The organism is Maribacter sp. 6B07 (assembly GCF_002700155.1).
GTDB classification, from domain to species: Bacteria; Bacteroidota; Bacteroidia; order Flavobacteriales; family Flavobacteriaceae; genus Maribacter; species Maribacter dokdonensis.
In genome coordinates, this window is record NZ_PDUT01000002.1 from 532,024 (window position 1) to 558,262 (window position 26,239).

The following is a 26,239-nucleotide window of genomic DNA, read 5'->3' on the forward strand; positions in this document are numbered from 1 at the left end:
CAATTGGAGATAAAATTAAAAAACATGAATAAAAGAATATATCACTGTTGCTGCTTACTGCTATTACTATTTACGTCGTGTAAAGAGGCAAACAAAGAAGTTGTAAATAAAACGGATATGAAAGAAAAGGTAGCTACTAAGATGAATACATTAGGATTAATTGGTGGTACTTCTTGGCATTCTACAATAGAGTATTATAGCATGATCAATCAGTCGGTGAATGATCATTATGGCAATAATACCAATCCACCATTGTTGGTTTACACACTTAATCAGGCTGAGGTTCATCGTTTTCAAATAGAAAACAAATGGGACTCCATTGCTCATATGCTCGTAAATGCTGCTAATAGTTTACGTAGAGGAGGAGCAAAATCGGTACTTTTTTGCGCCAATACACCGCATAAGGTATATGATTTGGTTCAGCAGGAACTTGATTTCCCAATTATTCATATCGCAGATGCTACCGCTAAAGAGATTCATAAAAGAAAGGTGAAAAAAGTACTGTTCTTAGGTACAAAATATAGTATGGAAGAAACCTTTATCACTAAAAGAATTGAAGATAATGGTATAGAAGTATTGGTGCCTAAAGATCAAAAGGTGATAGACGAGTTACATAGAATAATAATTGAGGAACTTACGTATGGCAACATTGTGCCATCTTCAAAAGATTACGTTATGGAAGTCATTAAAAATGCCAAAGAGCAAGGTGCCGATGGAGTGGTTTTAGGGTGTACCGAATTTCCATTAATGATTTTTCCGGAAGATGTGGATATCGCTGTATTTAATACAACAAAGATTCATTCAGATGCAGGTGTGAACTATATTTTAAAAAAATAATATGCAATTTTCTAAGCAGAATATCGGTCGTGTTTTAGGACCATTAGTTTTCTTTTTAATTTTATTTTTCTTTTATCCAGATGATTTGTCTGATGAAGCAAATGCTGTTTTAGCTTCTGTGGCTTGGGTAGCTATATGGTGGGTAACCGAAGCTATTCCTATTTATGTAACTGCATTATTACCCTTAATACTTTTCCCGTTAACAGGAGGTTTAAGTCTTACCGAGACGGCAACTTCTTATGGTCATAAATATATCTTCTTGTATATGGGCGGATTTATTTTAGCCATAGCCATTGAAAAATGGAACCTTCATAGGAGAATTGCACTGACCATTATCAACCTTATTGGTACCAACGTTATCAATATCATACTTGGTTTTATGCTCGCGACGGCATTTCTGTCCATGTGGATTTCTAACACCGCTGCAGCGGTAATCATTTTACCAATTGCCATGGCAATTGTGTATCAGTTAAATGATAACCCAGATACTGAAAAAGATGAGAATAAAATTTTTGGTAAAGCACTGATGCTAGCAATTGCCTATAGTGCATCTATTGGTGGTATTGCTACATTGATCGGTACACCTACAAATTTAGTTTTAGCGGGAGTTGTGCAAACTACCTTTGGTAAGGAAATTACATTTTCAGAATGGTTTGTTTTAGGTTTTCCTATCGCAATGATTCTACTTTTCTTATGCTGGTATTACTTAACCAGATTTGCTTTTACCTTTAAACAAAAAGATTTTCCTGGGGGGCGTTCTGAAATTTCAGCGCGATTAAAAGCTTTAGGGAAAATGGGTTATGAAGAGAAATCTGTATTAGTGGTATTTGCCGTGACCGCTTTTGCGTGGATTGCTCGTTCATTTTTGTTGCAACGCTTTATACCCAAGATGGATGATACGATAATAGCAATGATGACAGTGGTAATTCTATTTCTTTTACCCACTCGTGAGAAAGGTAGACTAATGGATTGGCAAGATGCCGTTAAACTACCTTGGGGAATATTATTACTATTTGGTGGGGGATTAACATTGGCTTTGGGCTTTGATACGAGCGGATTGGCACTTTGGATTGGGAGTAAGTTATCTGCCTTGCAAGTTTTACCATTTTTTCTATTGTTAATGATCTTGATTTCAATAGTAAACTTCATGACAGAGATAACTTCTAATATTGCGACCACCGCAATTCTTTTGCCCGTTCTGGTATCTTTAGCGCCGGTTTTAGGGGTGCATCCTTATTACTTAATGATAGCAGCAACCTTGGCAGCATCATGTGCATTTATGTTACCTGTGGCTACACCGCCCAACGCTGTAGTTTTTGGTTCTGGTTATCTTGAAATGCAGGATATGGTTAAAAAAGGCTTTTGGTTAAATATTATATCTATACTTATACTAACTGTAGTGGTCTATATTGTTTTACCAATGGTTTGGGATTTATCACTATAGTAGTTAAATAAAGACGTTTAAAAGGTTTTTGGAAACAGAAAAATACATTTTACAATTAAATCAAGCATATGAAAATAGCCCTAATAGGTTTTGGAAACATAGGTAAATATCTGGCAGATTGGATCTGTGCAAATTCTAGTTTCGAATTAAAATATATAGTTGCACGTAAAGAGATTGCAAAAGAAACATGTGGTTTTAAAGATCATCCTGTTCAATTTAAAAAGGAAGTTTCAGCAGATTTAATTAACGATGTTGATATTATAATTGAATGCGCTACAAAAGATGTGGTTACTCAGGTATTAAAATTTCCAGAAATAGATCAGTCGGGCAAGAAGCTAATTGTCATTAGTACAGGTGGACTTTATGAAAATAAAATGGCTTTGTCACAATTGAAAAAATGCGAGGTTATTTTACCCGTTGGTGCCATAGCAGGTCTTGATGCCATCAAAGCTGTAAATGATGAAATTACTTCGATAGCCTTAAAGACAACAAAACATCCTAAAAGTTTAGAAGGGGCTCCATTTTTTGAACATTCAAATATTGATTTAGCTACAATAGAAACTAGCCAAACTATTTGGAAGGGTAAGGTAAGTGAGGCAGTAAATGAATTTCCTAAAAATATTAATGTCGCGGCTAGTTTATATTTTGCATCTAAATACGAAAACTTAACGATTGAGATTGTTGCCGATCCCAATGCTAGTAGTAATATGCATGAGATTACTTGTGAAGGTGGTTTTGGTAAAATTTATACGCGTACAGAGAATAAACCAAGCCCAAATAACCCAAAAACAAGTTTTTTAGCAATTAAAAGTGTGGTGAGTGTACTAAGCAATTTGAACGCTACAGTTAAAATCAATTAATTCTTAAGTTGATATTTTATCGTTTCCGAATGTTGTTTTTAAAACTATGTTTGGTCCAGTATGGTCATTGATAATGTATTTCTCTATTACAAATACATCGAATTTTTTATTATTGGTATATTGAAATATTTTCTTGAGATAACCTTTACGGCTAAATATGCCAAGAAAAAGGGGTTCACCATGGGAATTAAATTACATCAGAATTTAAAATTAGTTTAACCCCAACAATTAACAATAAAACGGCGAATGCTTTTTTCAGCGTAGCCCCAGGTAATTTGTGCGCAAGTTTTGCGCCTATTCGTGCGGTGAAAAAGCTAGCAAAACTCACACATATAAACGCATACATGTGTACAAACCCTAATACGCCATTTGGTAAATCTTGTTTTACATTGGGGTCAATAAATTGACCGAAAACTAGAAATCCTATTGCTCCAGCACAAGCAATAGGTAAGCCACATGCGGCAGATGTACCAACCGCATGCTGAATTTTTAAACCATAATAGCTTAATATGGGAACGGTCAATGATCCACCGCCAATACCAAAAATAGCAGAAATAGCACCTATGAAACCACCTAAGCTGGTTTGACCAATAGGTGAGGGTAGTTTGCTAAAGTCATTTTCTTGTAATGATTTATTTTTCATGAACAACATTTTTAACCCTACTAAAAAAGCACCTACACCGATAATTACCTGAAGGGAGTCGCCATGAATAACGGAGGCAACTGCAGCGCCGGTCAAGGAGCCAATTACCAATCCTGGCGCCATGCGTTTCCATACGTTCCAATTTACGGCACCTTTACTATTGTGTGCGCGGAGTGAACTAATTGATGTGACAATTATAGTGGCAAGAGATGTACCTATACCCACATGCGTAAGTGCAGCACTAGGAACGCCTTGTGCTTTAAAAATGTATATTAAAGCGGGTACAATTATCATACCTCCGCCAATACCAAACAAGCCTGCTAAAAGACCGGCAAAAGCACCAGCAGCTAAATAATAAAAAATGAATATGTCCATAAGTAATTTGTAATGAGTCAATTAGGTTTTAGGTATCTATTTTGACTTTCATAAGGTAAAATTAAGCGATAAATGAATACTATTTTCCAATTAAAAGCCAACTTCTTTGCGTATAATTTCAGCTCCCGCACTTAAAGCACTTAACTTACCTAGTGCTACGTTTCTAGAAAGCGGTGCCATACCACAGTTTGTGCTAGGATATAGGTTTTCTATAGCCACAAATTCAAGAGCTTTACGCAGTGTATCAGCTACTTCCTCTGGTGTTTCAATGGTATTGGTTGCCACATCAATGGCACCTACCATTATTTTTTTACCGTGAATTAGTTCCATTAGATGAAAAGGTACGTGTGAGTTATGGCATTCCAAGGAAACCATATCAATATTGGACTTTTGAATTTTAGGGAAAATTTCTTCGTATTGTCGCCACTCTGAACCCAATGTCTTTTTCCAATCATTGTTCGCTTTTATTCCGTAACCGTAGCAAATATGTATTGCGGTTTCGCAATTTAAACCTTCAATAGCCCTTTCTAATGTTGCCATTCCCCAATCATTTACATCATCAAAGAAAACATTGAATGCTGGTTCATCAAACTGTATAATATCTACCCCTGCATCTTGAAGCTCTCTTGCTTCTTGGTTGAGTGCTTTCGCAAATTCCCAAGCCAATTTTTCTCGACTTTGGTAATGGTCGTCGTACAATGTGTCTACCATTGTCATTGGTCCTGGTAAAGCCCATTTTATACGTTTATCGGTCTGTTTACGCAGAAATTTGACATCATCAACAAAAACTGCTTTTTGACGTGTAACTTCATCTACAACAACAGGAACACTTGCATCATAACGGTTACGAATTTTTACCGTTTTACGATTTTTAAAATCTACACCACTTAAATGCTCAATAAAAGTAGTTACAAAATGTTGACGAGTTTGCTCACCATCACTGATAATGTCAATTCCTGCCAGTTGTTGTTCATGTAGAGAGACGCGTAAAGCATCTTGTTTCCCTTCAATGAGTTCATCACCCTCTAGTTTCCATGGTGACCAAAGTTTTTCGGGTGGCGCAAGCCAAGCAGGTTTGGGTAAACTTCCAACAGTGGATGTCGGTAATACATTTTTCATAATAAAATAATTAAATAGTGAAATTAGCAGACCATTGTTCTAGGATGTTTTTATAAGGCTTTATAAAATGCTCTTCGGCAAATTTACCTTGCTCTATTCCTAACCTAGTTCGCTCTTCTCTGTCGTATGCAATATTTGTTAAAGAATGGTCTTGATTATGTAAACTTGGATTATAATAAAGTCCTGCAACAGCATTAGCGTTATAAATTTCAGGCCTATAGATCTTTTGAAAGGTTTCCATTGTACTTATAGTACTAATTAATTCAAGGTTCGTGTAATCTGATAATAGGTCACCAAAGAAGTAAAAAGCCAATGGAGCAACGCTGTTAGGTGGCATAAAATAACGAACCTTTAATCCCATTTTGTCAAAATATTCTTCTGTTAATGAAGACTTATTGCCTTCGTATTCAAAACCTAATATGGGGTGGTGATTTCCAGTACGATGATATGTTTTGTTGCTTGATACACTTAAGCATATTACAGGAGGTTTTGAAAAGTGTTCTCTATAGGTTTCAGAGTTTATAAAGCACTTAAATATATTGCCGTGTAATTCACCAAAATTATCTGGAATGCTATTGTTGTTTTTGACCTTATTATGTTCAGAGAGTAAAATGCTAAAATCATAATCTCGCACATAAGAAGAAAAATTATTCCCAACAATACCTTCAATGCGCTTACCTGTTTTGTGGTCGTTGATATATGTTCTCAATACTTCTATTGATGGAAATGTTTTTCCACTGGCATCAATATCTATATCTACCGAGATAATTTCTAAATCAAGGGAATATCTATTATAATTGGGGTTATCCCATTTTGCTAAGCTATTGAAACGATTGTTGATCATTTGAATAGTGCTACGTAAGTTCTTTTGACGATTTTCTCCTCTTGCCAAGTTGGCAAAGTTGGTTGTTGTACGAGTGCTATTGGACGGGATGTAATTTTCGTTGAAATAAGTACGCTTTATTTTGAATACAACATCATTATTAATGGTTTTATGTGAGTGTTCAATTGCTTTCTTTTTGTTGACCTCTGAATTTTTTAATACGACCGATTTCATCTAAAGATAATTTGTAGTTTTTATGTCTTACAAAATTGAAATTAAAAGATGAATTAAATTAGTAATAGCTAAAAGTTAGATGATTTATCTTTTTATTGTATTATTGTAGCAATTTTATCTTTTGATGATTGTGAAAATGAAAAAAACAGATAATTATTCTTTAGAAAATCTGGATATCATTGATTTGAAGTTGCTCAGAATACTTCAGAACAATGCTAAATTGACAACTAAAGAAATTGCAGCACGAGTAAATTTATCTCCTACACCTGTTTATGAAAGGATTAGAAGGTTTGAAAAGGAAGGTCTAATTGAAAAGTATACAGCTATTGTTAATGCAGATAAAGTTGGTAAGCAATTAACTGTATTCTGTAACATCACCTTAAAAGAGCACACTAAAGAAATAGGAAATAAGTTTGTGAAAGATATTGTTTCCCTTAAAGAAGTGGTAGAGTGTTACAATATCTCGGGCGATTATGATTTTTTATTAAAAATTATGGTAGAGGATATGAAACACTATCAATCTTTTGTGATTAACGAGTTAGGGTCGGTAAAGAATATTGGGAGTGCGCATAGTACTTTTGTTATTGGAGTTATAAAACACAGTTATGCGGTACCTATATAATTAGTAGTGCTTTGTAGTGTAAGTATTCTATTTTCTAAGTTTAGAGTTTGGTTTTTATGCCTTGCTTTGCTACTATTATTTTCTTTATCAATACAATTTGTCCAAGATGATAGTAACTATGTTCAATTAATCCATCAATATTTCTTTTATAGGTTCCGTATTTGACATCCACAAATTCTTGATTTAATTTTTCTTCAGGTAATTGCGTTATTAATTTTGCTAGATGTTCTGAATCTTCCCAGAATTTGCTTAAGAAGTACTTCCATTCACTTTTTGATCTTATTTCTGGAAAATCAAAACTATGTTTGTCTCTTATTTCAAGATTTCCACCGTTAAATACATTTTTGATTCCGTTAACGAAGTAATGTACGTGTTGAGCTAATAGTGCAATAGTATTGAGAGAATCAATTTTCGATACAGCAATTTTCCAATCCAAATTTTCTAATTGGTCTTTATAATTAGTATTTGCTACCCAAGTTCCATGGAGGATTATTTCTCTAAATCTATTAGCTAATGCTATTGTTGATTTCATTTATAAAGTATTATGATGTTTTAAAAATTAATCTGATTGTATCAATATCACGTGGTTAATTGGCGTAACTTATCCATAAATAGCCAAAAACCAACAATATTGATTACCAACTAAAGATGTCAAAATTTAAACTATTTCTTCGAGCTTTCGGACTTCTTGCCATCGTCCTAACCATTTTTCCTTATATTCCTCTAAACAGTTGGGTAATTAGAATATTCGATTTTCCACACCTACAACTAACAGTGCTTACTGTTTTAGCTTTTTTGACTTACTTTTTTAGGTTTGAATTAAAAAGTAGAGTTGATCAAATTTTTGTTCTAATTCTTTTGATCTGTATTGGGGTTCAACTTAGAAAGATTTACATATATACACCATTGGCTAAATATGAAATTGAAGAGGCAAGTGAAAATGCCAAGGTATTCCTCTCTATCTATGCTGCTAATGTATTGCAAGAGAACGAGAAGAAAAATTTACTTGTTGAAGATGCCAAAAGTAAAAAAGCGGATATTTTATTATTCACTGAAATAGATCATAAATGGTTAAAGAAAATTCAAGAGAGTTTTCAAAACCAATATGAATACCAGGTAGAAGTGCCTTTAGACAATACGTATGGCATGGTATTGTTTTCTAAATATGAACTTTTTGAACCTAGTGTAAAATATATGGTTGAAGATACCATACCTTCCATTCATACAAAATTGGTATTACCATCAAAGGATACCATACAAATTTTTGCTATTCACCCGGCACCGCCAACTCCACAGCATAACCCATCATCTGTAGATCGAGATGCAGAAATGATGAAAATTGCCCTACATAGTAAAAAATCCAAGTATCCTGTAATTGTAATGGGTGATTTTAATGATGTGGCATGGTCCGAGACCACGGAATTATTCCAGAAAGTAAGTGGTTTGCTTGATTCTAGAAAGGGTAGGGGGTTGTTCAATACCTTTAATGCCAAGAGTTATATTATGCGCTGGCCTTTAGATCATATATTTTCATCGGCAGATTTTAGAGTGAAAGACATTAGTTTAGGTACGGATATTGGCTCTGATCATTTTCCTTTTTACACCAAATTTAGTTTTGAGCCACAATTATCAGCTGAGCAAAAACTTCCTGAACCATCTGAAGAAGAAATTAACACAGCTAAAAGTCAGATTACCACTGAAAACAAGACTTCATAAAATATCTATAAATAAAAAAGGGCAATAGTACCGGATGATACCATTGCCCTTTTAGACATAAAGAAAAACCTAACTAATTAAATCTTCCATTGATTTTACTTTGTTTAAATCGGTTCTAATTTTTACCAATTGTTCTCTAATTACCAATGCAACGTTAGAAGGCAATTGGCTTTCATTCAATACTTCTTCATATTCCTCTACAGCAGCTTTGTCTCCTCTGATTGCCTCTTCTAGCATAGATTCGTCATTATCCCCAGAAAAGAATGCTTTTACATCCATCCAAGCTCTATGCAAGGTACCGGTAAAGCTACCATCGTTGTCGATTTCATCATAACTAGCCACTAGCTCTTTATGTAAAATTTGATTAAATGTGCCTCGTTCTCCAGATTTGTTCTGAAAGTATGCCTTTAAATTATGATCTTTTGCATTCTCAGCTGCTTTAGCGTATCCCTTTTGGGCATCACGGTTTTTTTCTAAAATTTCTTCTAATCTATTTACTAAGGTTCTATTTTTCGTTTCCATATTTTTAAGTTTTAATTATACTTAAAATTATAGGCTTAGAACTATTTAGTTTGCTGTATTCGCTTATGATTTTGATGCAAAAAGTACTACCATCAACTTTAACATATTATATGTTAATATGTTTAACTATTTATTCATGAACTGTGAACAAAGGCTTAATTTTCCATGGATTACGTTGCCTATAGCTAGAGATAATTTTGGCAGTATGGTAAGAATGCTTTTTAGAATCAAGCATATCTTTAAAATCCTCTATGCTAGAAAATGATTGTGAATTATCAATAAATCCGTAACCTTGGTAAACACCATGTAGAATTAAGATAAAACTACGCTCTGCTTTGGTGCGTCCTTTTTCAAAAATTATATAATTATCATTTTCATTATTTAGATAGTCCAGGGCATTTTCCACTTTATGATTGTAGCTGCCAATTTCTTCTTCACCGGTACAGACACCATCACATTCATTATATTCACCGTGTGTACATCTACCTAATTTTGTTTTTAACCCGGTTTGTAGTGGGCATAATTTAAATTTTTCTGTCAGTTCGATCAAGCGTTTAATGGCATCTCCTCTTTTTAAAAATATTTCGGTGGGCAAGTGCGCAAAAGGTCTTCGTTCAATCTTAAGTTGTACTATGCCTTTTCTATTTTTTTGAGGTATGATGTGATAAGTGATATAATTTTTCTTTTGTATGTAATTATATGGTGGGTCTATTTTATCAATTAAATCTGCTTCTCGTAATAAGGCAATGAGCTCACTTCCGGTTGTTTCAAAATCTATATGAAAAGTAGCATCGCATAATGCAATTTCTTTCTCGCTTGAATTATAGAAATGACTCAAGACTCTTTTCTTTATATCTTTTGCTTTACCAACATATAGGGTTTCTCCACTTTGATCTTGAAATCTATAAACGCCCGGTACATTTGGCAGCGTGTTCAATTTTTGATATTGAATATTCTTTGGAACAAAATGCTCTTTTTCTACTTTAGGTGCTAAAAACTTGGAAATTACGTCTTCATCATCAAGTTGTATCAATCTTTGCAATAAGATATCTACCGCATTGCTATATTCTTCCAAATCATTGGAAGGTGTAAATGGAATATTTAATACACTACTTAAATAAGGCAATTCATAATTGGTCATATTCGGCATTAATTTCTTAGCCAACCGAATGGTACATAGTTGCGGAATTTTAAAGGAGTACCCTAAATATTTGAATTCAGATTGTAACGCATAATGAAGAAATGATGCATTATGACCAACCAAAATGTGATTTTCAAGTTCTTGTAAGATCGTATTGGCAACATCTGAAAAAGTAGGTGCCTTTAAAAGAATACTATCGGTCAACCCAGTTCTTTCTTGAATGTAATTAGGTATTCGCTCTTCGGGGTTAATGTTAGTGGTGAAAATTGTCTGGTAAAATTCACCTTTAAGTTTGCTTATAGATAGTTGAACTATTCTTAACGGGTTAGGCTTATAACCAAAAGTGGTCATGGTTACAATAGCAAATTTTCTGTCCTGCATTCTGATCACTAGCTAAAATCCATTCCTGAAGAAAGGTCAATATTATTAGGTTCCGCGGCATCTTTAACGGGTGTAAAATCATGACCAATAGTTTCTTGCTTTACCAAGGTATCTGGTACGGCCGTTAAGAAATAAGTTTCGGCAGCATTGGCCTGTTGCCCCATGTTAGCGGCAATGGCTTTACCATGAATTGCTGAAATTGAGGCGGTATTTCTGGTGATAATCAACCTGTTTTTAGCTCTTGTCAAAGCAACATACAATACTCTACGGTCTTCTTCAATGGCATCGACATCATCTAACGACCATGAGGAAGGAAATGCCTTGGGCGATACGTTCAACACTATACACACATCTGCCTCTAACCCTTTGGCAGAATGAATTGTAGAGATGATTACATGGTCTTTTTCCTCTGCGGTGTCCAATTGAGATTCACTTAGCACCGGTGAGCCGTTCATTTTTTCTGCATTATCCAACAGGCCTTCACCGATAAATTCACCTAAGCTGGCATAGCTATCTGCCAAAAGTTTAAGCACAGGGAAATCACCTTTGCGCTTTTCTATCCAATCTTTACGATATCTAAATGCCAAGCCCAACGACATAGCTTCATAAGCGATATCTACCATCTTGCCAACCTTGCCTTTCTCTTTTTGTACTGCATTATAGAGGTCGGCAATTTTGATTCCGTCTTTACCGGGAATAGCACCTTGTAATAGGGTAGGGATATCAGTTTTACCTTCATCAGCCAATATGACCGCCATTATTCTTGAAGCCCTTACTTCTCCAATTCCTTCCCAGAAAGTCAGGAACCTTACCCATGCAATTTCATCGTAGGGGTTATTGACTATTCTTAATAGTGAAACCAGATCTTTAATGTGTGCAGCTTGTAAAAATTTACGCCCTCCGTACGTTACATAAGGAATTTTTCTTCTTATAAAAACCGCTTGTAAAGTTTTGGTATAATACTGGGAACGTGATAAAATAAGATGATCGGAAAAACGACGGTCTTCATCGGTATAATTTTTTAATATTTCATCGGCCACCCAATTAGCCTCTTGCCACTCATCATTCACATTAAGCAGTATGGGTATTTCGCCGTTTCCTCTAACCGATTGTAACTTTTTTTTATAGTCAATGGGCGATTTTTCTAACAGCCAATTTGAGATATCAAGTATCTCTTGCGTGGAGCGGTAATTTTTTTCAAGCTTATATACTTCAGAATCTTTTACCCGTTCTTTAAATTGATGCACATTTCTGAAATCTGCACCTCTAAATGAATAGATAGATTGTGCATCATCACCTACACAAAATAAACTGCAGATATCGATAAAGGGAGAAAGTAGCTCCCATTGCAATGGGTTGGTATCTTGCATTTCATCAACAAGTAGATAGTCAAGGTCTTGGGATAAAAACTTCCTAGCTTCGGGATTGGATTTTAGCTGTGTGGAGACAACGAGCAACAGATCATCATAATCTAAATAACGTTGATCCATTTTTTTCTTTTGATAAGCCCTGAGTAAAATTTCTACATTAGGTTTCATGGCCGTTATCTCGTAATCTGTATCCTTATCTTCTTTGCCTTTATATATTAATGTTCGTATAGATTCTGTTAGATTCTTTTTTGTGTTTCTAGCATAAGAATAGACATCCAGTAATTGCTGGGGTTTAATTCGCAGCTTGCTATAAACATCACTGTGGCTGCCAGAGACCATTTTCATTAACCCTAACTGGTCGTCTGGGTCTATGACCGTAAAATTGGCGGCACCAAATAAATTAGGGTATTTTATAATCAATTGGTTGCACCAACTGTGAAAAGTGGCACCGCTCAAAGACCGCCCGTTAGATTGTGGTAAACTAGCTTTAACACGCTCCACAATTTCATTGGCAGCTTTTTTTGTAAAAGTCAATATCTGAATTTTTGATGGATTAGCTCCATTCTCGATCAAATATGCTGCCCTGGCTATAATAGTTCGTGTTTTTCCTGTACCTGCACCTGCAAGTACTAGCAAATGTTTGCCCGTAAATTCAACGGCCTTTAATTGTTGTTTGTTTAATTCTTCTTTTAAATGCATTTAGTAGTGTACTACAAACTTTTGAATAGGACGAAAGAGTCTTATTACATTTTCTATTCCGCTTCTAAACCATTGGCTTTTACCATGGATAGTGGAATTTTAAATAAATGAAAGGGAGGTTGATTTATATTACAAAATTAATACAAATAGATCAATATTTACTAGGTTATAAAAGTTATCTATTGTGTCATGGGTAAATAAACGGTAAATGTAGCTCCCTTATTTAATTCGCCATTGGCTATGATGAATCCCTTATGGTTTTCAGTAATTCTTCTGGCAATTGTTAATCCAATTCCTGTAGAATGACTTTGCTTTTCTGTATCGAGACGATTAAACATACCAAATATTTTCTCATTGTATCTAGGATCGAAACCTATACCATTATCCGTAAATACTAATTTACAGTACTTGGTGCCAATATCTAATTTTTCATACGCTAAATCACTGCCATGTTCAATTTTACAGGTAATGGATAATTCTAAATTACAATCGTTAGATTTAAAGGTGATTGCATTGATGATCAAATTGTAAAAAAGCTGTTCAATTTGATCGGGCATTATGGGTACTTTAGGTAAATCACCGATTACGATTTCCCCATTACACTCAGAAAAATCTTTTGATAATCTTTTTTGAACATTTTCAACAATTACATTTAAATCAACAGGTACAAATTCCTGCGAAGATTTCTTGAATTCTGAAAACACCAATAGGTCATTCAGAATATTACGCATGCGCTGGGATTCGGTCTTTATACTGTTCAAACATCTTATAGTCTCAGACTTTAATGTCTCACAGTTTTTTTCGAGTTGTACACTCGTAAACATCTGTATTTTCCTCAACGGCTCTTGAAGATCATGGCTAGATACAAAATCAAAAGATTCCAATAAAAAATCTTTCTTTTGAATTTCTAAATCCTTTAGTCGTAATTTTTCAATAGCATCTAAATGAAATGATATAAGTTCAGCATATGCGGTGAACATACCAATAACCTTAGAGTTGTTAAGTTTGTTCGGTGCGGGATCTAAAGCACAAAGCGTACCGAAAAACGTACCATTCTGCAAAACGATAGGTACCGAAATATAACTTTGAAATCCATACTGGATCGGTATTGGATTATTGCAGAATTTTTCATCTTCATTAACATGGTCTATAACCACCAACGTATTGGTACGTCTTACATCTCGGCAAAATGTGGTTTTAATATCAAGTTCATCACCAGGTACTAGACCAAACTCTAAATTGTCTTTAACTGCACACGTAACCCATTTTTTTGAAGTGACCTTGGCAACCACTGCAAAACCTAATCCTGTAGATTGTACTATGACATCTAGAATAGTAGGTAGTATTTTAATAGACTGTACATCTTTAATTGTTTGATTGAAATTTTCGATCATTATATTGGGTTGCTGGTAGTTTTACAAAAGCTTCAAAGTATTGAAATATACACGGAAGTTTATTGAAGTTACATTAAATTATTTATCTATTTGCATAAGTGCGTTATTCATGTCAAAATTAACCTCTGAAATTTTTTTGAACAAGTCGCCTTGCTCTTTAATTCTTGTTATATAATCTTTCATTTTAAAATGTCTAGGGGTTAATTTATTATTTAATTCTTGCCAATGTAATGGGGCAGAAATTGGTGCTTCCGCAATTGGTCTTACCGAGTGGACCGATGCAATGGTGTGACCTCTACGGTTCTGTAAATAGTCTAAATATATCCTACCTTTTCGTTTGTTTATGCTACGTTCTAAAGTGGTCAATTCTGGTAGTCTTTCTTCCACCAATAGACATAAAAGTTTAATAAAATTTCGGACTTCCTCATAACTGTATTTGGTAGACATGGGTAGGTAAATATGAATGCCTTTAGATCCAGATAGCTTGCAAAAACTTTCAATTTTTAGATCACTTAATATCTTATGGAACTCTTTTGCTACTTCAACCACTTTTTTAAATGCCATATTCTTTGGTGGATCTAAATCAATAATGCCATAATCGGGCTTGTCCAAGCTCAATTTTCTAGAACTCCACGGATTAATTTCAATGCACCCTAAATTGGCCATATAAATTAATGACGCGGTATTTTGGCACATTAGGTAATTTATTTCGCGTTCGGAAGATTTAGAGTATACTGATACCGTCTCAAACCAATCGGGCAAGTAATCATTATCCTTCTGATAAAAACTTTCTTGATGTATACCATTTGGATGACGATGTAAATTTTGGGGACGATCGATCAAATGGGGTAGTAGGTAATCAGATATATTCAAATAATAATCGATTAGGTTGAACTTGGTAAGTTTTGATTCTGGCCAATATATTTTATCTAAATTACTAATGGGCACTTTTAATCCGTCAATAGTAATAACCTCTTTTGAGGAAGTTGATTTTTTAATGCTGACCTCGGTATTTTTTGGTTCAATTGGTATATTAAGAATTTCACTTTTAATACGTTTTAAAACAGGATTTCTTAACAATCCGTTCTTTGTGAGTTCAGAGAAGGTAACCTCACATTCCAATATAGGTTGTGTCCAGTGTGATATTCTACCTTTTAATGGTATTTTATTTTTAAACACATTTTCATTCACCTCATATTTAGATAGAAGTAATTGTAATTCTTTACGGCTTTTATCGGTAAAGCCTGTACCACAATTGCCAATATATTTTAATTTGTCCTGTTGATATTGACCAAGAATTAAAGAGCCGATCAATTCTGGACTATTAGCGGATTCGGTAAAACCACAGATGATAGCATCTGTACTTTGAACGCCCTTAACTTTTAACCATTTTTCTGTTCTAGATCCAACAGCGTAATTGGAATTTTGCTCTTTGGCCATTACACCTTCCATACCTGCTTCAATAGCCTTTTCAAAAAGTGCGGTACCCATACCTTCAATATGGTCACAGTATTGTGTTATAGTCAAATCACCTATAACATCATTGATAAGACTTTTTCGCTCTATCAATTTTAGGTCCAGCATGCTATGACCGTTCAGGTAAAGCATGTCAAAAACATAATACCGTAATTCTCCCGTACTGTCAGGGTAATTTTGAAGTTCACCGAATTGTGATACGCCATTGCTATCCACCAGAACTACTTCACCATCTAAAATAACATCGTGTTCAATAGTGGCTAATTCATCATGAAGTTTGGAAAATTTGATGTTATAGTTGATGCCATTCCTTGATTGTAAGAGTATCTTACCATTTGTAATGTGTGCTATAACCCTATAGCCATCCCATTTAAGTTCAAAAATATAATTTGGGTCATTGAATATATCTTTAGTGGAAGATGCCAGCATGGGCTGTAATATGGATCCCGGTTTAAGTTGTGTGGCAAATTTCTTTTTTCGTGTTGTAGAAATAGGAACCAATGTTTCAGCATCATAAAAAGTGGTAATGGCATATTCATCTTTCTTTTTAAGCAGTAACCATTGTTCGGTATCGTTTTTTGAAGTGGTACGAACTAATGCAAAACGTCCTCTAATTTTACTCCCGTAAAAATTCAATTTGATATTGCCTATTGCCAGTTGTTCGGATAGTTCTTTATCCGTTTCCTTGGTATCCACCTCAAAAGTTCCCGTATCCCAAATAATCATATGGCCTGCACCGTAATTTCCCTTTGGTATTGTGCCGTGAAAAGTCAGGTATTCTAGTGGATGATCTTCAGTACGCACAGCCAAGCGTTTATCTGTCGGATTCATTGAAGGTCCTTTAGGTATTGCCCAACTTTTGAGTGTTCCGTTGATTTCTAACCTAAGGTCATAATGTAATCTACTTGCTGCATGACGCTGAATTACAAATCTTTGGTTGTTAGAAACAGGCTGTAATTCCCCTTTAGGCTCGGGGGTTTTCTCAAAATTCCGCTTATCATAATATTGTTTTAAGTTCACGGTTTAAGATGCTTTTTTTTCTCGTTTTTCCAAACTCGCTTTCAGTTGTGCCATTAGGTCTTTTGCGGGAGTAGGTTTAGATTCGAATTTTTCGGGTTTTGAAATTTTACCGGAAGCTTTGGAGTTTATAATTTTTAAAAGTTGCTCGTTGTAAATATCCTTGAACTTTTTAAAATCGAACTTTTCGGTATACTGCTCAATTAAAGACATTGCCATATCCATTTCTTTCTTTGCAATTTTAGTCTTTGGAAGTTCTAATTCTTCAGTGCTTCGGATCTCATCTTGAAATCGTATTACATGCAATACCAAAGCATCTTTATAAACACCTATTAACGATAAATGTTCTTTTTGACGCATTACAAAAGTAGCTACACCTAATTTTTCGGTTTTCTTTAATGCTTCTCGTAATAATGAATACGACTTTTCACCACCTTTTTGGGGTTTAATGAAATAGGGTTTCTTAAAAAGTACATCTGACACTTCATCTTCCATGATAAATTGCTCTATATCAATGGTCTTGCTCTTTTTAATGTTCGCGTTTTCAAAATCTTCCTTTTCTAGAACAATGTACTCGTCATCTTTTTTATAGCCTTTTACAATATCTTTCCATTCCACTTCTTTCCCAGTTTCTTCATTTACACGTTTGTAGCGTATTCTTGCACCGTCATGACTATCTAACATATCTAGATCCAACTTTCTATCTTCAGAGCCTGAAAATAGTTTTATAGGGATAGATACTAGACCGAAGCTTATTGAACCGTTCCAAATTGATCTCATAATTTTTAATTGGGGTTAATTGGTGTTTGTCCGGTAGTTTTCATTTACCAAAATTTAATTTAGGAAATAGCTATAGTGTATGATAACTCTAACTACATTTTGTTTAACCTAAAAGGGATTGGAAGCTATATAAGTTTTATTGCGTTAATAATTTCTTCATATCCATTATTTACAATTTTTAATTTTACACCCATATTAAGTTTTTGATGCTCTTTATTTGTATAAAGAGTTTAGAATTTGGATTTGATTGACCACCTCGCCTCGAGGTGGTTTTTTTGTTTCAACATTTTTGTTGATAATTTTTTCAAAGTTACGACACATTATTTGGAATATATCCTGAAATTTGGACAATGTCCATAACCGTATTCAGAAATTATAATATTAAGTGTATAAAAGCTCTTCTTAAAGAAATAGGAAAAGAGCGCTATGAGTGTGCATTAAGGGATTCTGGGCTAATAGCGCAAAAACCTATTTCTATGCAGGGTTTCTACGTGGAATATGAAACGGATACCAATGATATTTATTTATACTACCGGTATCCATCGCAAGTAACATTTAAGATCATGCCGGTATTGGGTTTCTGGAACTTACCGTATGATGATTGGGTTAGGGAATTAAAAAATAAATGACATAACAATTAGGGTATGAATAACTTGGAAATTAGTTTAATCAAAAAATCTGAAAATAGCCATCGTGTTAAAAGACCAACACAAACAGGTTTCTCTAGTCCGGCAACCCATTATGCAGAGCCTAGAATAGACCTGAACGAAGTTTTGGTAACCAATTCTTCGGCTACTTTTTTTATTAGGGTAGTGGATGATGAACATAATGAGGTAGGGATAAATACAAATGATGTTTTGATTGTAGATAAATCCATTACCCCAAAAAGAAATCAATTGGTATTAGCTACTGTAGAAGATAGTTTTAAAATTATAAAAATTGATGAAACTTCATTATCTGAATTAAATATATGGGGTACAATAACATATATAATTAAATCTACTTTATGATCGCATTGGTAGATTGTAATAGCTTTTATGCATCTTGCGAACAAGTCTTTAGACCAGATTTGACAAATAAACCAGTAGTGGTACTGAGTAACAATGACGGATGTATTATTGCAGCTAATAAAGAGGCAAAGGCATTGACAGATATTCCAATGTTTCAACCTATTTTCAAGATCAGAAAATTATTGGATGAAAATAATGTAACTTATTTTTCATCAAATTACACATTGTATAGTGATATGTCTAGAAGGGTGATGGATACCTTAATGACATTTTCCCCAAGAGTAGAAGAATACAGCATTGATGAAAGTTTTGTAGACTTGGGCTGTTTAAAAATCGATGATTATAATGTAATAGCACAAAATATTAAAAATACTGTACATAAAAATACTGGAATACCTGTGGGGGTAGGTATTGCCAAGACAAAGTCACTATCTAAATTGGCGAATAAATATGCCAAGAAAATACCATTGAACCATAATGTTTATGTAGTGGATAGTGAAAAAAAGAGGCAGCATCTTTTACGCAATCTTCAAGTTAAAGACATTTGGGGAATTGGTAAAAAACATACTATTCGTCTCCAAAACAATGGTATTCATACTGCTCTAGATTTTGCCAATATGCCCGTGGCTTGGGTAAGAAAGGAAATGACGGTTATAGGAGAGCGTTTATGGAGAGAATTGAACAATATACCCTGTTTGGAATTAGAAACAGAGGCCTCTGCTAAAAAAGGCATTGGCACAGCAAAATCCTTTGGTTATAAATTGACCGACTATTCACTCATAGAAGAAGCCTGTAGCTATTATGTAGCCGAAGTGGCAGACTTGCTCAGACAACAAAAAAGTTTAGCTTCTCAGATTGAAGTTTCCCTACAGACCAATCAACATAGTTCTATAGATAAACAGTATAGAAATAAAATCTATATGAATCTTGATATACCTACTGATAGTACGCTTAAACTAACAAAGGAAGCGTTAAAAGGTTTGCGTCAAATTTATAAAAATGGTTACCGGTATAAGAAAGTAGGTGTTAATTTGACCCAATTGGTACATCAAAATGAAGTACAGACCAACTTGTTTGCCAACCCTCATAAGAGTGAAAGTGAATGTATTACCAAGGTTATAGATAACCTTAATAGTAAGTTTGGGAAAAATAAAATTAAAGTCGCCACAGTTGGAAACCGAACTAAGGAATGGGCACTAATAAAAGAACATCGAAGCCCTAGATATACCACTCAATGGGGAGAGTTAATGACTGTGGGTAGTTCTTTGTGCAAGCCAAATAAGCTTGTATTTTAAGTATTATTTATGTTCATTGGATAGTTGCGGCGTTCATCACCTATTTATAATTATGTTCGGACTTGAATAAAAATTAGTCGAGGTAATTCATAAACTTTAAAAATTAGTTGGGTCTTCAGCATTAAGAGTTACAAATAAGCGGAAACGTATTAATGTTTATATAAGTTATTGCAGTTATTTGCTGAACAATATAAAATTATGAATGTTCTTATTTGCGTACTAATGGGTTTTTGCATTGCTTCATTGGGTAGTATTACTCCTAGTTTTTTAAACTTGACAGTGGTAAAATATAGTTTAAGAAATGGTACAAAAGCTACATTTTATATCATTGCAGGTTACGCAACCGTCTTGTTCTTCCAGGCAAATGTAGGTGCTTATTTAGCTAATGTTTTAATGAAAAATTCTGAATATATAACCTTAATTCAGCAAATTGGAACAGGAATTCTTTTTCTTTTATCCATAAATTTTTTTAGAATCTATTATACGTCAAAAGAAAAAGCAAAGGATAAAGTAATACCGAAATCAAAATCTTATTTCTACGGAATATTCATGTCCTTATTGAACATGATGGCAATTCCTTTTTATTTTACGTTTATATCGCTATTAATAGGGTTTGAATATTTTAAATACAGTTTACCAAACGCGCTTTATTTTTCAATTGGTTCAACCATTGGCTCTTTTACCCTGTATACCTTGTATGCAATAGTAGCAAAAAGAATTGAACATAAATTAGATTTTATAGCATCTAAGATGGACTTTATTTTGGGGTGTTTAACAGGAGTGGTGGCAATAGGTAATTTAATTTATTTGTTGAGTAAATAGCTTTATGCTGGTTTCTCAATGCTATATAACTGAATTTAAAGGACAACTTTATAATAACTTCAACTTTGCGAAAGCAATAATTTAGAAGTTTGATAGCTTATTATGCTTTGCATATAGCTTAGAATTTGTCCAATAAAAAACGGTTTAGCATTTGCTAAACCGTTGATTTTATTGGTCTTACCTATTGTAGCGAGAGGGGGGCACGATCCCCCGACCTCCGGGTTATGAACTCCCATATAAGTTTTAAACAGCCTATAAATAGGCTGTTTAGAGACGCTTTACTAAAAAATCGTGTTCAAAAACGTGTTCAGTTTTGTGTTCACTTATTATTACTAATAATTTGTAGTGAAGATAATTACTTATAACATGAATTTGCTACATTCCTGATATTTTTATTTCCCAAACTTCTATATGATTATAAAAATTATTTTATTGTATTAATAATCTGTAGTTAATTGGTGTAACTTATCGAAATATGACCAAACTTATAGAGATGTCAAAATTAAAAATCGCCCTTCGAGCTTTTGGATTTCTAGCTATCGTTCTTACGATATTTCCTTATATACCAGTAAACAGTTGGATAGTTAGAGTGTTTGATTTTCCTCATTTGCAGCTTACAGTTCTTTCTACCATAGCTTTTCTAGTTTATTTTTTTAGGTTTGAAATTAAAGATAGGTTCGATCAAATTTTTGTGATTATTTTATTAGGTTGTATTACAGTTCAGCTACAAAAAATATACATATATACTCCTTTAGCCAAGTATGAAATAAAAATGGCAAGTAAAAATGCAAAAACAAATCTTTCTATTTATGCAGCTAATGTTCTTCAGAATAATGAAAATAAAAAATTAGTTATTCAGGATGCAACACTCAAAAGTGCAGATGTTTTATTATTTACCGAAACCAACCAAAATTGGACAGAGAAACTTAATGAAAGTTTTCATGGTCATTATGAATATCAAATAGAAGTTCCGTTAGAAAACACTTACGGAATGACAATGTATTCAAAATATGAGTTATTTGAACCTATGGTGAAATACATGGTAGAAGATACTATACCCTCTATCCATACTAAATTAATATTGCCGACAAAAGATACCATACAAATTTTCGCTATTCATCCTGCACCTCCAACACCACAACATAACCCTTCTTCCGTCGATAGAGATGCGGAGATGATGAAAGTCGCAATGCTTACAAGAAGCTCAAAATATCCGGTTGTGGTAATGGGAGATTTTAATGATGTTGCATGGTCGGAAACTACAGAATTATTTCAGAGAGTAAGTGGTTTGCTAGACTCTAGAAAAGGTAGAGGCTTGTATAATACTTATAATGCAGATAGTTATATTATGAGATGGCCTCTTGATCATGTTTTTTCATCTGCAGCATTTAGAGTTATCGATATTAAGGTGGGTGAAGATATTGGTTCCGATCACTTTCCGTTTTATACGAATTTTAGTTTTGAGCCAACATTGTCATTAGAACAGAAATTACCTGAACCAACAGAAGAAGAAATTAAAACAGCGAAAAATCAAATTGAAAAGGAAAATAAGATTTCGTAACCATTAGTTTATAATATTTACCTACGGTATTAATTACACGATAAAGCTGTTCTTTCAAAAAAGTTAAAAAGATTTGATCTACTAAATCTTCTATTTGGTATTTCATAAGATTCAAGTTTCAAAGTTCTGCAATCTGTGTAGCTATTTCAAAGCACTTTCTTTTTTAATGGGTCAATAAAACTTTTTATAGGACAATTTTATAGTTAAGGTAAAGCTAATTTTATACCAGGTGTAAAACCATTGCTCAGATATTATTAGGTAGGTTGTATTACATATCTAATAACTGTTCGTCTAATTTATACTTCATTAGAAATGGCGATACACTTTATTTAAATATAAGCATATGGGATTCTTAAACGAAAGTGCTATTTATTTGAACATAAATGGTAAAAGGCATCAATTAACGGTACCAATAAGTACTACACTTTTAGACGCCCTAAGGGAGGTTCTAAATTTAACCGGCACTAAAAAAGGTTGCGATCACGGGCAATGTGGTGCTTGTACAGTTTTGGTAGATGGCAAAGCCATTAATTCATGTCTTTCCTTGGCCATTATGAACGAGAACAAAGAAATTGTTACGATTGAAGGTTTGGCAAATGATGATGGTCTGCACCAAGTTCAACAGGCATTTATAGATAACGATGCCTTTCAGTGCGGATATTGTACTTCAGGTCAAATATGTTCTATGGTGAGCATGCTGAATATGGATAAGGGGAATTCTCCAGAGGAAATTAGGGATCTTATGAGCGGAAACTTATGTAGATGTGGTGCTTACGCCAATATATTTAAAGTGGCTGAGGCAATGGTCGCAAAAAAGAATTGATATGAATGATTTTGATTATAGTAAGTCTACGGAAATAGGGCAAGCAGTACAAGAATTGACCACTAAAAACCACGCCAAAGCTATTGGAGGGGGAACCAATTTGTTGGACTTAATGAAATATAGGGTAGAGAATCCACATTACTTAATTGATGTTAACCATTTGCCTTATCGTGAGATAGTTCGTAATGCATCTGGTGGTTTACGCTTGGGTGCTATGGTGACAAATGCAGATACGGCATATCATCCACTTATAGAAAAAAATTATCCTTTGTTGTCTAAGGCAATACTGTCCGGTGCTTCAGCACAATTGAGAAATGCAGCTACCAATGGCGGAAATCTTATGCAGCGTACAAGGTGCTATTATTTCTATGATACAGCTACGCCATGTAACAAAAGAGAACCTGGCAGCGGTTGTTCGGCAATTGGGGGCTTCAATAGAATTCACGCCATTCTAGGTACTAGTGAAGATTGTATAGCGACCCATCCTTCGGATATGTGTGTTGCTCTGGCAGCTTTAGATGCTGAGATAGTGGTGCAAGGGCGAGATGGTGAACGTCGAATACCTATTTTGGATTTTCATAGGCTTCCTGGAGATACTCCGGAAAAAGATAACAACCTTATGCCAAATGAAATTATTACTTCGATAAATCTACCAGGAAACTTGTTTAATAAAAACTACGCGTATCTAAAAGTTCGAGATAGACCTTCTTATGCATTTGCTTTGGTATCCGTAGCGGCGGCACTACAATTGAACGGAAATAATATTGCCTCAATTAAAGTTGCCTTGGGAGGTGTGGCCCACAAGCCTTGGCGTTTACCTCATGTAGAGCAAAAATTAATAGGTAGAGAGGCCAGTAAAGAGAATTTTGATTCTCTTGCAGAAGAATTACTGACTGGAGCCCAGGGTTTTGGTGATAATGATTTTAAGATGGCATTGGCTCATAGAACAATAGTAAGGGCTTTAAACGAAGCAAAGAAACTTTAATGTAACAATAGATGGATACGGCTTATATAGGTAAATCGAGGAAAAGGGTAGACGGTGTGAAAAAAGTTACCGGAACAGCAACTTACGTTGGCGAATTTAAGCCTAACGGGCTAGTACACGGCTATGTGGTGAACAGTACTATAGCCAATGGAAAAATTGTGGCGATACATACTAATAAGGCAAAGTTGATAGAAGGAGTATTAGAAATTTTCACCCATGAGAACCTTCCTGAGGATTTAGTGCATAATGTAGATTATACCGATCCCCTGTCACCACCTGGTCACCCATTTCGACCATTGTACAACGATAATATATTGTACAACGGGCAACCAATAGCTTTAGTAGTTGCGGAAAGTTTTGAGCTTGCACGGTATGCCGCAGGTTTGGTAGAAGTTGAATACCAAGTAGAGGAATGTTCTACCGATATAATGAAAAACAGGGACAGTGCTACATCTGAAGGGGTGGAAGATACCGCACCCAACAGGGGCAATCCAGAATTGGCCTTTACCAATGCCGAAGTAAAAATAGATGTTGAATACAGCCAACCCAGACATTATCATAATCCTATGGAACCTCATGTTTCGATAGCGGAATGGGATGTTCATAATAAATCGTTCAAGATATATGATAAAGTACAGGGGGTTAATAGCAGTCAAAAATACATTTGCGGTATTTTTAATTTGAACTCTGAAAAAGTGCAAATTTTATCTCCTTTTGTTGGTGGAGGTTTTGGCTCTGGATTGCGTCCGCAATATCAGCTATTTTTGGCAGCCATGGCGGCAAGAGAACTTCATAGACCGGTAAAGGTTTCATTAACAAGAAAGCAAATGTTTTCGTTTGGACATCGGCCTGCATGTATTCAAAATATACAACTGGGTGCTTCGAAGAAAGGGAAGTTGGAGTCTATTATTCATAAAGCTTACGGGGAAACTTCAAAATTTGAAAAGTACAATGAGACTATTGTTGACTGGTCTGGTATGATGTATCGTTGCGACCATGTAAAATTGGAATATGAGCTAATACCCGTAAATGTTTATACCCCTATGGATATGAGGGCACCAGGTGGTGCAACAGGAATGTTCGCGTTAGAATGTGCAATGGATGAACTTGCCGTAAAGGCGAATATAGACCCACTGGAATTTAGACTCATCAATTATGCGAATAAGGACCAAAATGAAGATAAACCTTATTCAAGTAAAGAACTTAAGGAGTGTTATCGACAAGCTGCAGAACATTTTGGTTGGCTCCAGAGACAAACTAAGACAATCGAGAAAAAAGATGATTCCGTATTGGTAGGCTACGGTATGGCAACCGGTTGTTGGGAAGCCATGCAACAGAAATCATCGGCAAAGGCGGTACTTGATTCCTCTGGTAAGTTAGTGGTCAGTTCAAGTACAGCAGATATTGGTACCGGTACTTATACCGTTATGTCACAGATTGCAGCTGAAACCTTAGGAGTTTCCATGATGGATGTACAATTTGATTTGGGTGATACTTCCATGCCCAAGGCACCTATAGAAGGTGGGTCTTGGACCGTTTCATCGGTAGGCTCTGCAGTAAAGGCGGTATGCATAAAAATAAAGGAGCAACTGGTTGATTTGGCAAAGGTGAGCTCTAATGAAAATTTAGATGAGGTTAGTTACGATGAGGTTTCTTGTGCCGATGGTGAATTGGTTTTGCCAAATGGAAAATCTATCAACATCAAGAAAATATTGAAAAAAGCGGCACTGGACAAAATAGAAGCGGAAAATACTTTGGAACCTGAAGAAAGGCAAGAACAATATTCTTGCTATGCACACTCATGCGTTATGGTAGAAGTGAACGTTGACAAAGACTTGGGTATGATAACAGTACCAAGAGTAACAAGTGCAATTGCTGGTGGACGCATTATTAATCCTAAAACGGCAGAAAGCCAAATTTTAGGAGCTATTACTTGGGGAATTGGTATGGCCTTGGAAGAAGAGGGCATGATAGATGACCGGAATGGTAGAATAATGAATGCCAACCTTGCGGAATACCATATGGCCGTCCATGCCGATGTACAACAATTGGATGTATTATTTGTTGAAGAGCATGATGATATCGTAAATCCTTTAGGAGCAAAGGGACTCGGTGAAATTGGTATTGTGGGTGTTGCTTCGGCAATCGCGAACGCTGTATATGATGCTACAGGTAAAAGGGTGCGCAATCTACCCATTACTTTAGATAAAATATTAGTATAACCTTATGTTCTTATTGATTTCTCATCAATTCTATCAAACGGATATAGTTAATTTTATCGATGATGATC

At 34.8% G+C, this 26,239-nt stretch carries 23 protein-coding genes; 13 read left to right on the forward strand and 10 right to left on the reverse strand.

Annotation, left to right across the window (positions count from 1 at the left end; all coding sequences use genetic code 11):
* Positions 1-24 precede the first annotated feature (24 nt).
* The 3 genes from CSC80_RS12005 to CSC80_RS12015 all read left to right on the forward strand — a co-directional run bounded on the left by CSC80_RS12005 (position 25) and on the right by CSC80_RS12015 (position 3,141).
* A complete protein-coding gene (locus CSC80_RS12005; protein ID WP_099192104.1) occupies positions 25-837 on the forward strand; it encodes an amino acid racemase in 813 nt (270 codons plus the stop codon).
* A gap of 1 nt (position 838) precedes the next feature.
* On the forward strand, positions 839-2,281 hold the full coding sequence (locus tag CSC80_RS12010) for an SLC13 family permease (RefSeq protein ID WP_099192106.1): 1,443 nt from the start codon (positions 839-841) through the stop codon (positions 2,279-2,281).
* A 68-nt stretch (positions 2,282-2,349) separates the two neighbouring features.
* Positions 2,350-3,141 (forward strand): aspartate dehydrogenase domain-containing protein, encoded by a 792-nt coding sequence (locus tag CSC80_RS12015; protein WP_099192108.1) that lies wholly within the window; start codon positions 2,350-2,352, stop codon positions 3,139-3,141.
* Positions 3,142-3,328: 187 nt separating this feature from the next.
* On the opposite strand, the gene CSC80_RS12020 is transcribed toward CSC80_RS12015, so the two are convergent.
* From CSC80_RS12020 to CSC80_RS12030, 3 genes are all read right to left on the reverse strand, one after another.
* Complete coding sequence (locus tag CSC80_RS12020; RefSeq protein WP_099192110.1) at positions 3,329-4,159, reverse strand: sulfite exporter TauE/SafE family protein; 831 nt, start codon at positions 4,157-4,159, stop codon at positions 3,329-3,331.
* 90 nt (positions 4,160-4,249) lie between these two features.
* Positions 4,250-5,278 carry a methionine synthase gene (locus CSC80_RS12025; RefSeq protein ID WP_099192112.1) on the reverse strand — a complete coding sequence of 343 codons (1,029 nt, stop codon included), beginning with the start codon at positions 5,276-5,278 and terminating at the stop codon, positions 4,250-4,252.
* A gap of 10 nt (positions 5,279-5,288) precedes the next feature.
* The gene (locus CSC80_RS12030) at positions 5,289-6,335 is read right to left on the reverse strand and encodes a DUF1852 domain-containing protein (RefSeq protein WP_099192114.1); all 1,047 of its coding nucleotides are present in this window, start codon (positions 6,333-6,335) and stop codon (positions 5,289-5,291) included.
* A gap of 136 nt (positions 6,336-6,471) precedes the next feature.
* On the opposite strand from CSC80_RS12030, the gene CSC80_RS12035 reads away from it, so the two are divergent.
* Complete coding sequence (locus tag CSC80_RS12035; protein ID WP_099192324.1) at positions 6,472-6,957, forward strand: Lrp/AsnC family transcriptional regulator; 486 nt, start codon at positions 6,472-6,474, stop codon at positions 6,955-6,957.
* Positions 6,958-6,997: 40 nt separating this feature from the next.
* Here the strand turns inward: CSC80_RS12035 and CSC80_RS12040 are convergent, their stop codons facing one another.
* Positions 6,998-7,489 (reverse strand): DUF1572 family protein, encoded by a 492-nt coding sequence (locus CSC80_RS12040; protein WP_099192116.1) that lies wholly within the window; start codon positions 7,487-7,489, stop codon positions 6,998-7,000.
* 116 nt (positions 7,490-7,605) lie between these two features.
* On the opposite strand from CSC80_RS12040, the gene CSC80_RS12045 reads away from it, so the two are divergent.
* Complete coding sequence (locus CSC80_RS12045) at positions 7,606-8,673, forward strand: endonuclease/exonuclease/phosphatase family protein (protein ID WP_099192118.1); 1,068 nt, start codon at positions 7,606-7,608, stop codon at positions 8,671-8,673.
* Positions 8,674-8,742: 69 nt separating this feature from the next.
* On the opposite strand, the gene CSC80_RS12050 is transcribed toward CSC80_RS12045, so the two are convergent.
* The 6 genes from CSC80_RS12050 to CSC80_RS12075 all read right to left on the reverse strand — a co-directional run bounded on the left by CSC80_RS12050 (position 8,743) and on the right by CSC80_RS12075 (position 17,453).
* Complete coding sequence (locus tag CSC80_RS12050; RefSeq protein WP_058102503.1) at positions 8,743-9,195, reverse strand: PA2169 family four-helix-bundle protein; 453 nt, start codon at positions 9,193-9,195, stop codon at positions 8,743-8,745.
* A 130-nt stretch (positions 9,196-9,325) separates the two neighbouring features.
* A complete protein-coding gene (locus CSC80_RS12055) occupies positions 9,326-10,717 on the reverse strand; it encodes an exonuclease domain-containing protein (protein WP_099192120.1) in 1,392 nt (463 codons plus the stop codon).
* 8 nt (positions 10,718-10,725) lie between these two features.
* Positions 10,726-12,786 (reverse strand): ATP-dependent helicase, encoded by a 2,061-nt coding sequence (locus CSC80_RS12060; protein WP_099192122.1) that lies wholly within the window; start codon positions 12,784-12,786, stop codon positions 10,726-10,728.
* Positions 12,787-12,965: 179 nt separating this feature from the next.
* Positions 12,966-14,180: an ATP-binding protein gene (locus CSC80_RS12065; RefSeq protein ID WP_099192124.1), complete on the reverse strand. Its 1,215-nt coding sequence runs from the start codon at positions 14,178-14,180 to the stop codon at positions 12,966-12,968.
* Positions 14,181-14,258: 78 nt separating this feature from the next.
* Entirely contained in the window at positions 14,259-16,676 is a 2,418-nt protein-coding gene (gene ligD, locus CSC80_RS12070; protein WP_099192126.1) for a DNA ligase D, read from the reverse strand.
* 3 nt (positions 16,677-16,679) lie between these two features.
* Positions 16,680-17,453, reverse strand: a complete 774-nt coding sequence (locus tag CSC80_RS12075) for a Ku protein (RefSeq protein ID WP_099192129.1) — start codon at positions 17,451-17,453, stop codon at positions 16,680-16,682.
* Between the two features lie 350 nt (positions 17,454-17,803).
* Here CSC80_RS12075 and CSC80_RS12080 point away from each other — a divergent pair, with 350 nt between their 5' ends.
* The 8 genes from CSC80_RS12080 (at position 17,804) to CSC80_RS12115 (ending at position 26,171) form a co-directional block, all read left to right on the forward strand.
* Positions 17,804-18,082, forward strand: a complete 279-nt coding sequence (locus CSC80_RS12080; RefSeq protein WP_071342052.1) for a hypothetical protein — start codon at positions 17,804-17,806, stop codon at positions 18,080-18,082.
* 15 nt (positions 18,083-18,097) lie between these two features.
* Complete coding sequence (locus tag CSC80_RS12085; protein WP_099192131.1) at positions 18,098-18,463, forward strand: S24 family peptidase; 366 nt, start codon at positions 18,098-18,100, stop codon at positions 18,461-18,463.
* On the forward strand, positions 18,460-19,758 hold the full coding sequence (locus CSC80_RS12090; protein ID WP_099192133.1) for a Y-family DNA polymerase: 1,299 nt from the start codon (positions 18,460-18,462) through the stop codon (positions 19,756-19,758). The genes CSC80_RS12085 and CSC80_RS12090 overlap by 4 nt, the downstream gene beginning before the upstream one ends.
* Positions 19,759-19,956: 198 nt before the next feature.
* Positions 19,957-20,580, forward strand: a complete 624-nt coding sequence (locus CSC80_RS12095) for a LysE family transporter (RefSeq protein ID WP_236973383.1) — start codon at positions 19,957-19,959, stop codon at positions 20,578-20,580.
* 493 nt (positions 20,581-21,073) lie between these two features.
* Positions 21,074-22,141: an endonuclease/exonuclease/phosphatase family protein gene (locus CSC80_RS12100; RefSeq protein WP_099192328.1), complete on the forward strand. Its 1,068-nt coding sequence runs from the start codon at positions 21,074-21,076 to the stop codon at positions 22,139-22,141.
* A gap of 343 nt (positions 22,142-22,484) precedes the next feature.
* Positions 22,485-22,964, forward strand: coding sequence for a 2Fe-2S iron-sulfur cluster-binding protein (locus CSC80_RS12105; RefSeq protein WP_099192135.1), 480 nt, complete (start codon positions 22,485-22,487; stop codon positions 22,962-22,964).
* Position 22,965: 1 nt separating this feature from the next.
* Positions 22,966-23,949, forward strand: coding sequence for a xanthine dehydrogenase family protein subunit M (locus tag CSC80_RS12110; protein ID WP_099192137.1), 984 nt, complete (start codon positions 22,966-22,968; stop codon positions 23,947-23,949).
* An 11-nt stretch (positions 23,950-23,960) separates the two neighbouring features.
* Positions 23,961-26,171, forward strand: coding sequence for a xanthine dehydrogenase family protein molybdopterin-binding subunit (locus CSC80_RS12115; protein WP_099192139.1), 2,211 nt, complete (start codon positions 23,961-23,963; stop codon positions 26,169-26,171).
* The last annotated feature ends 68 nt before the right edge of the window (positions 26,172-26,239 follow it).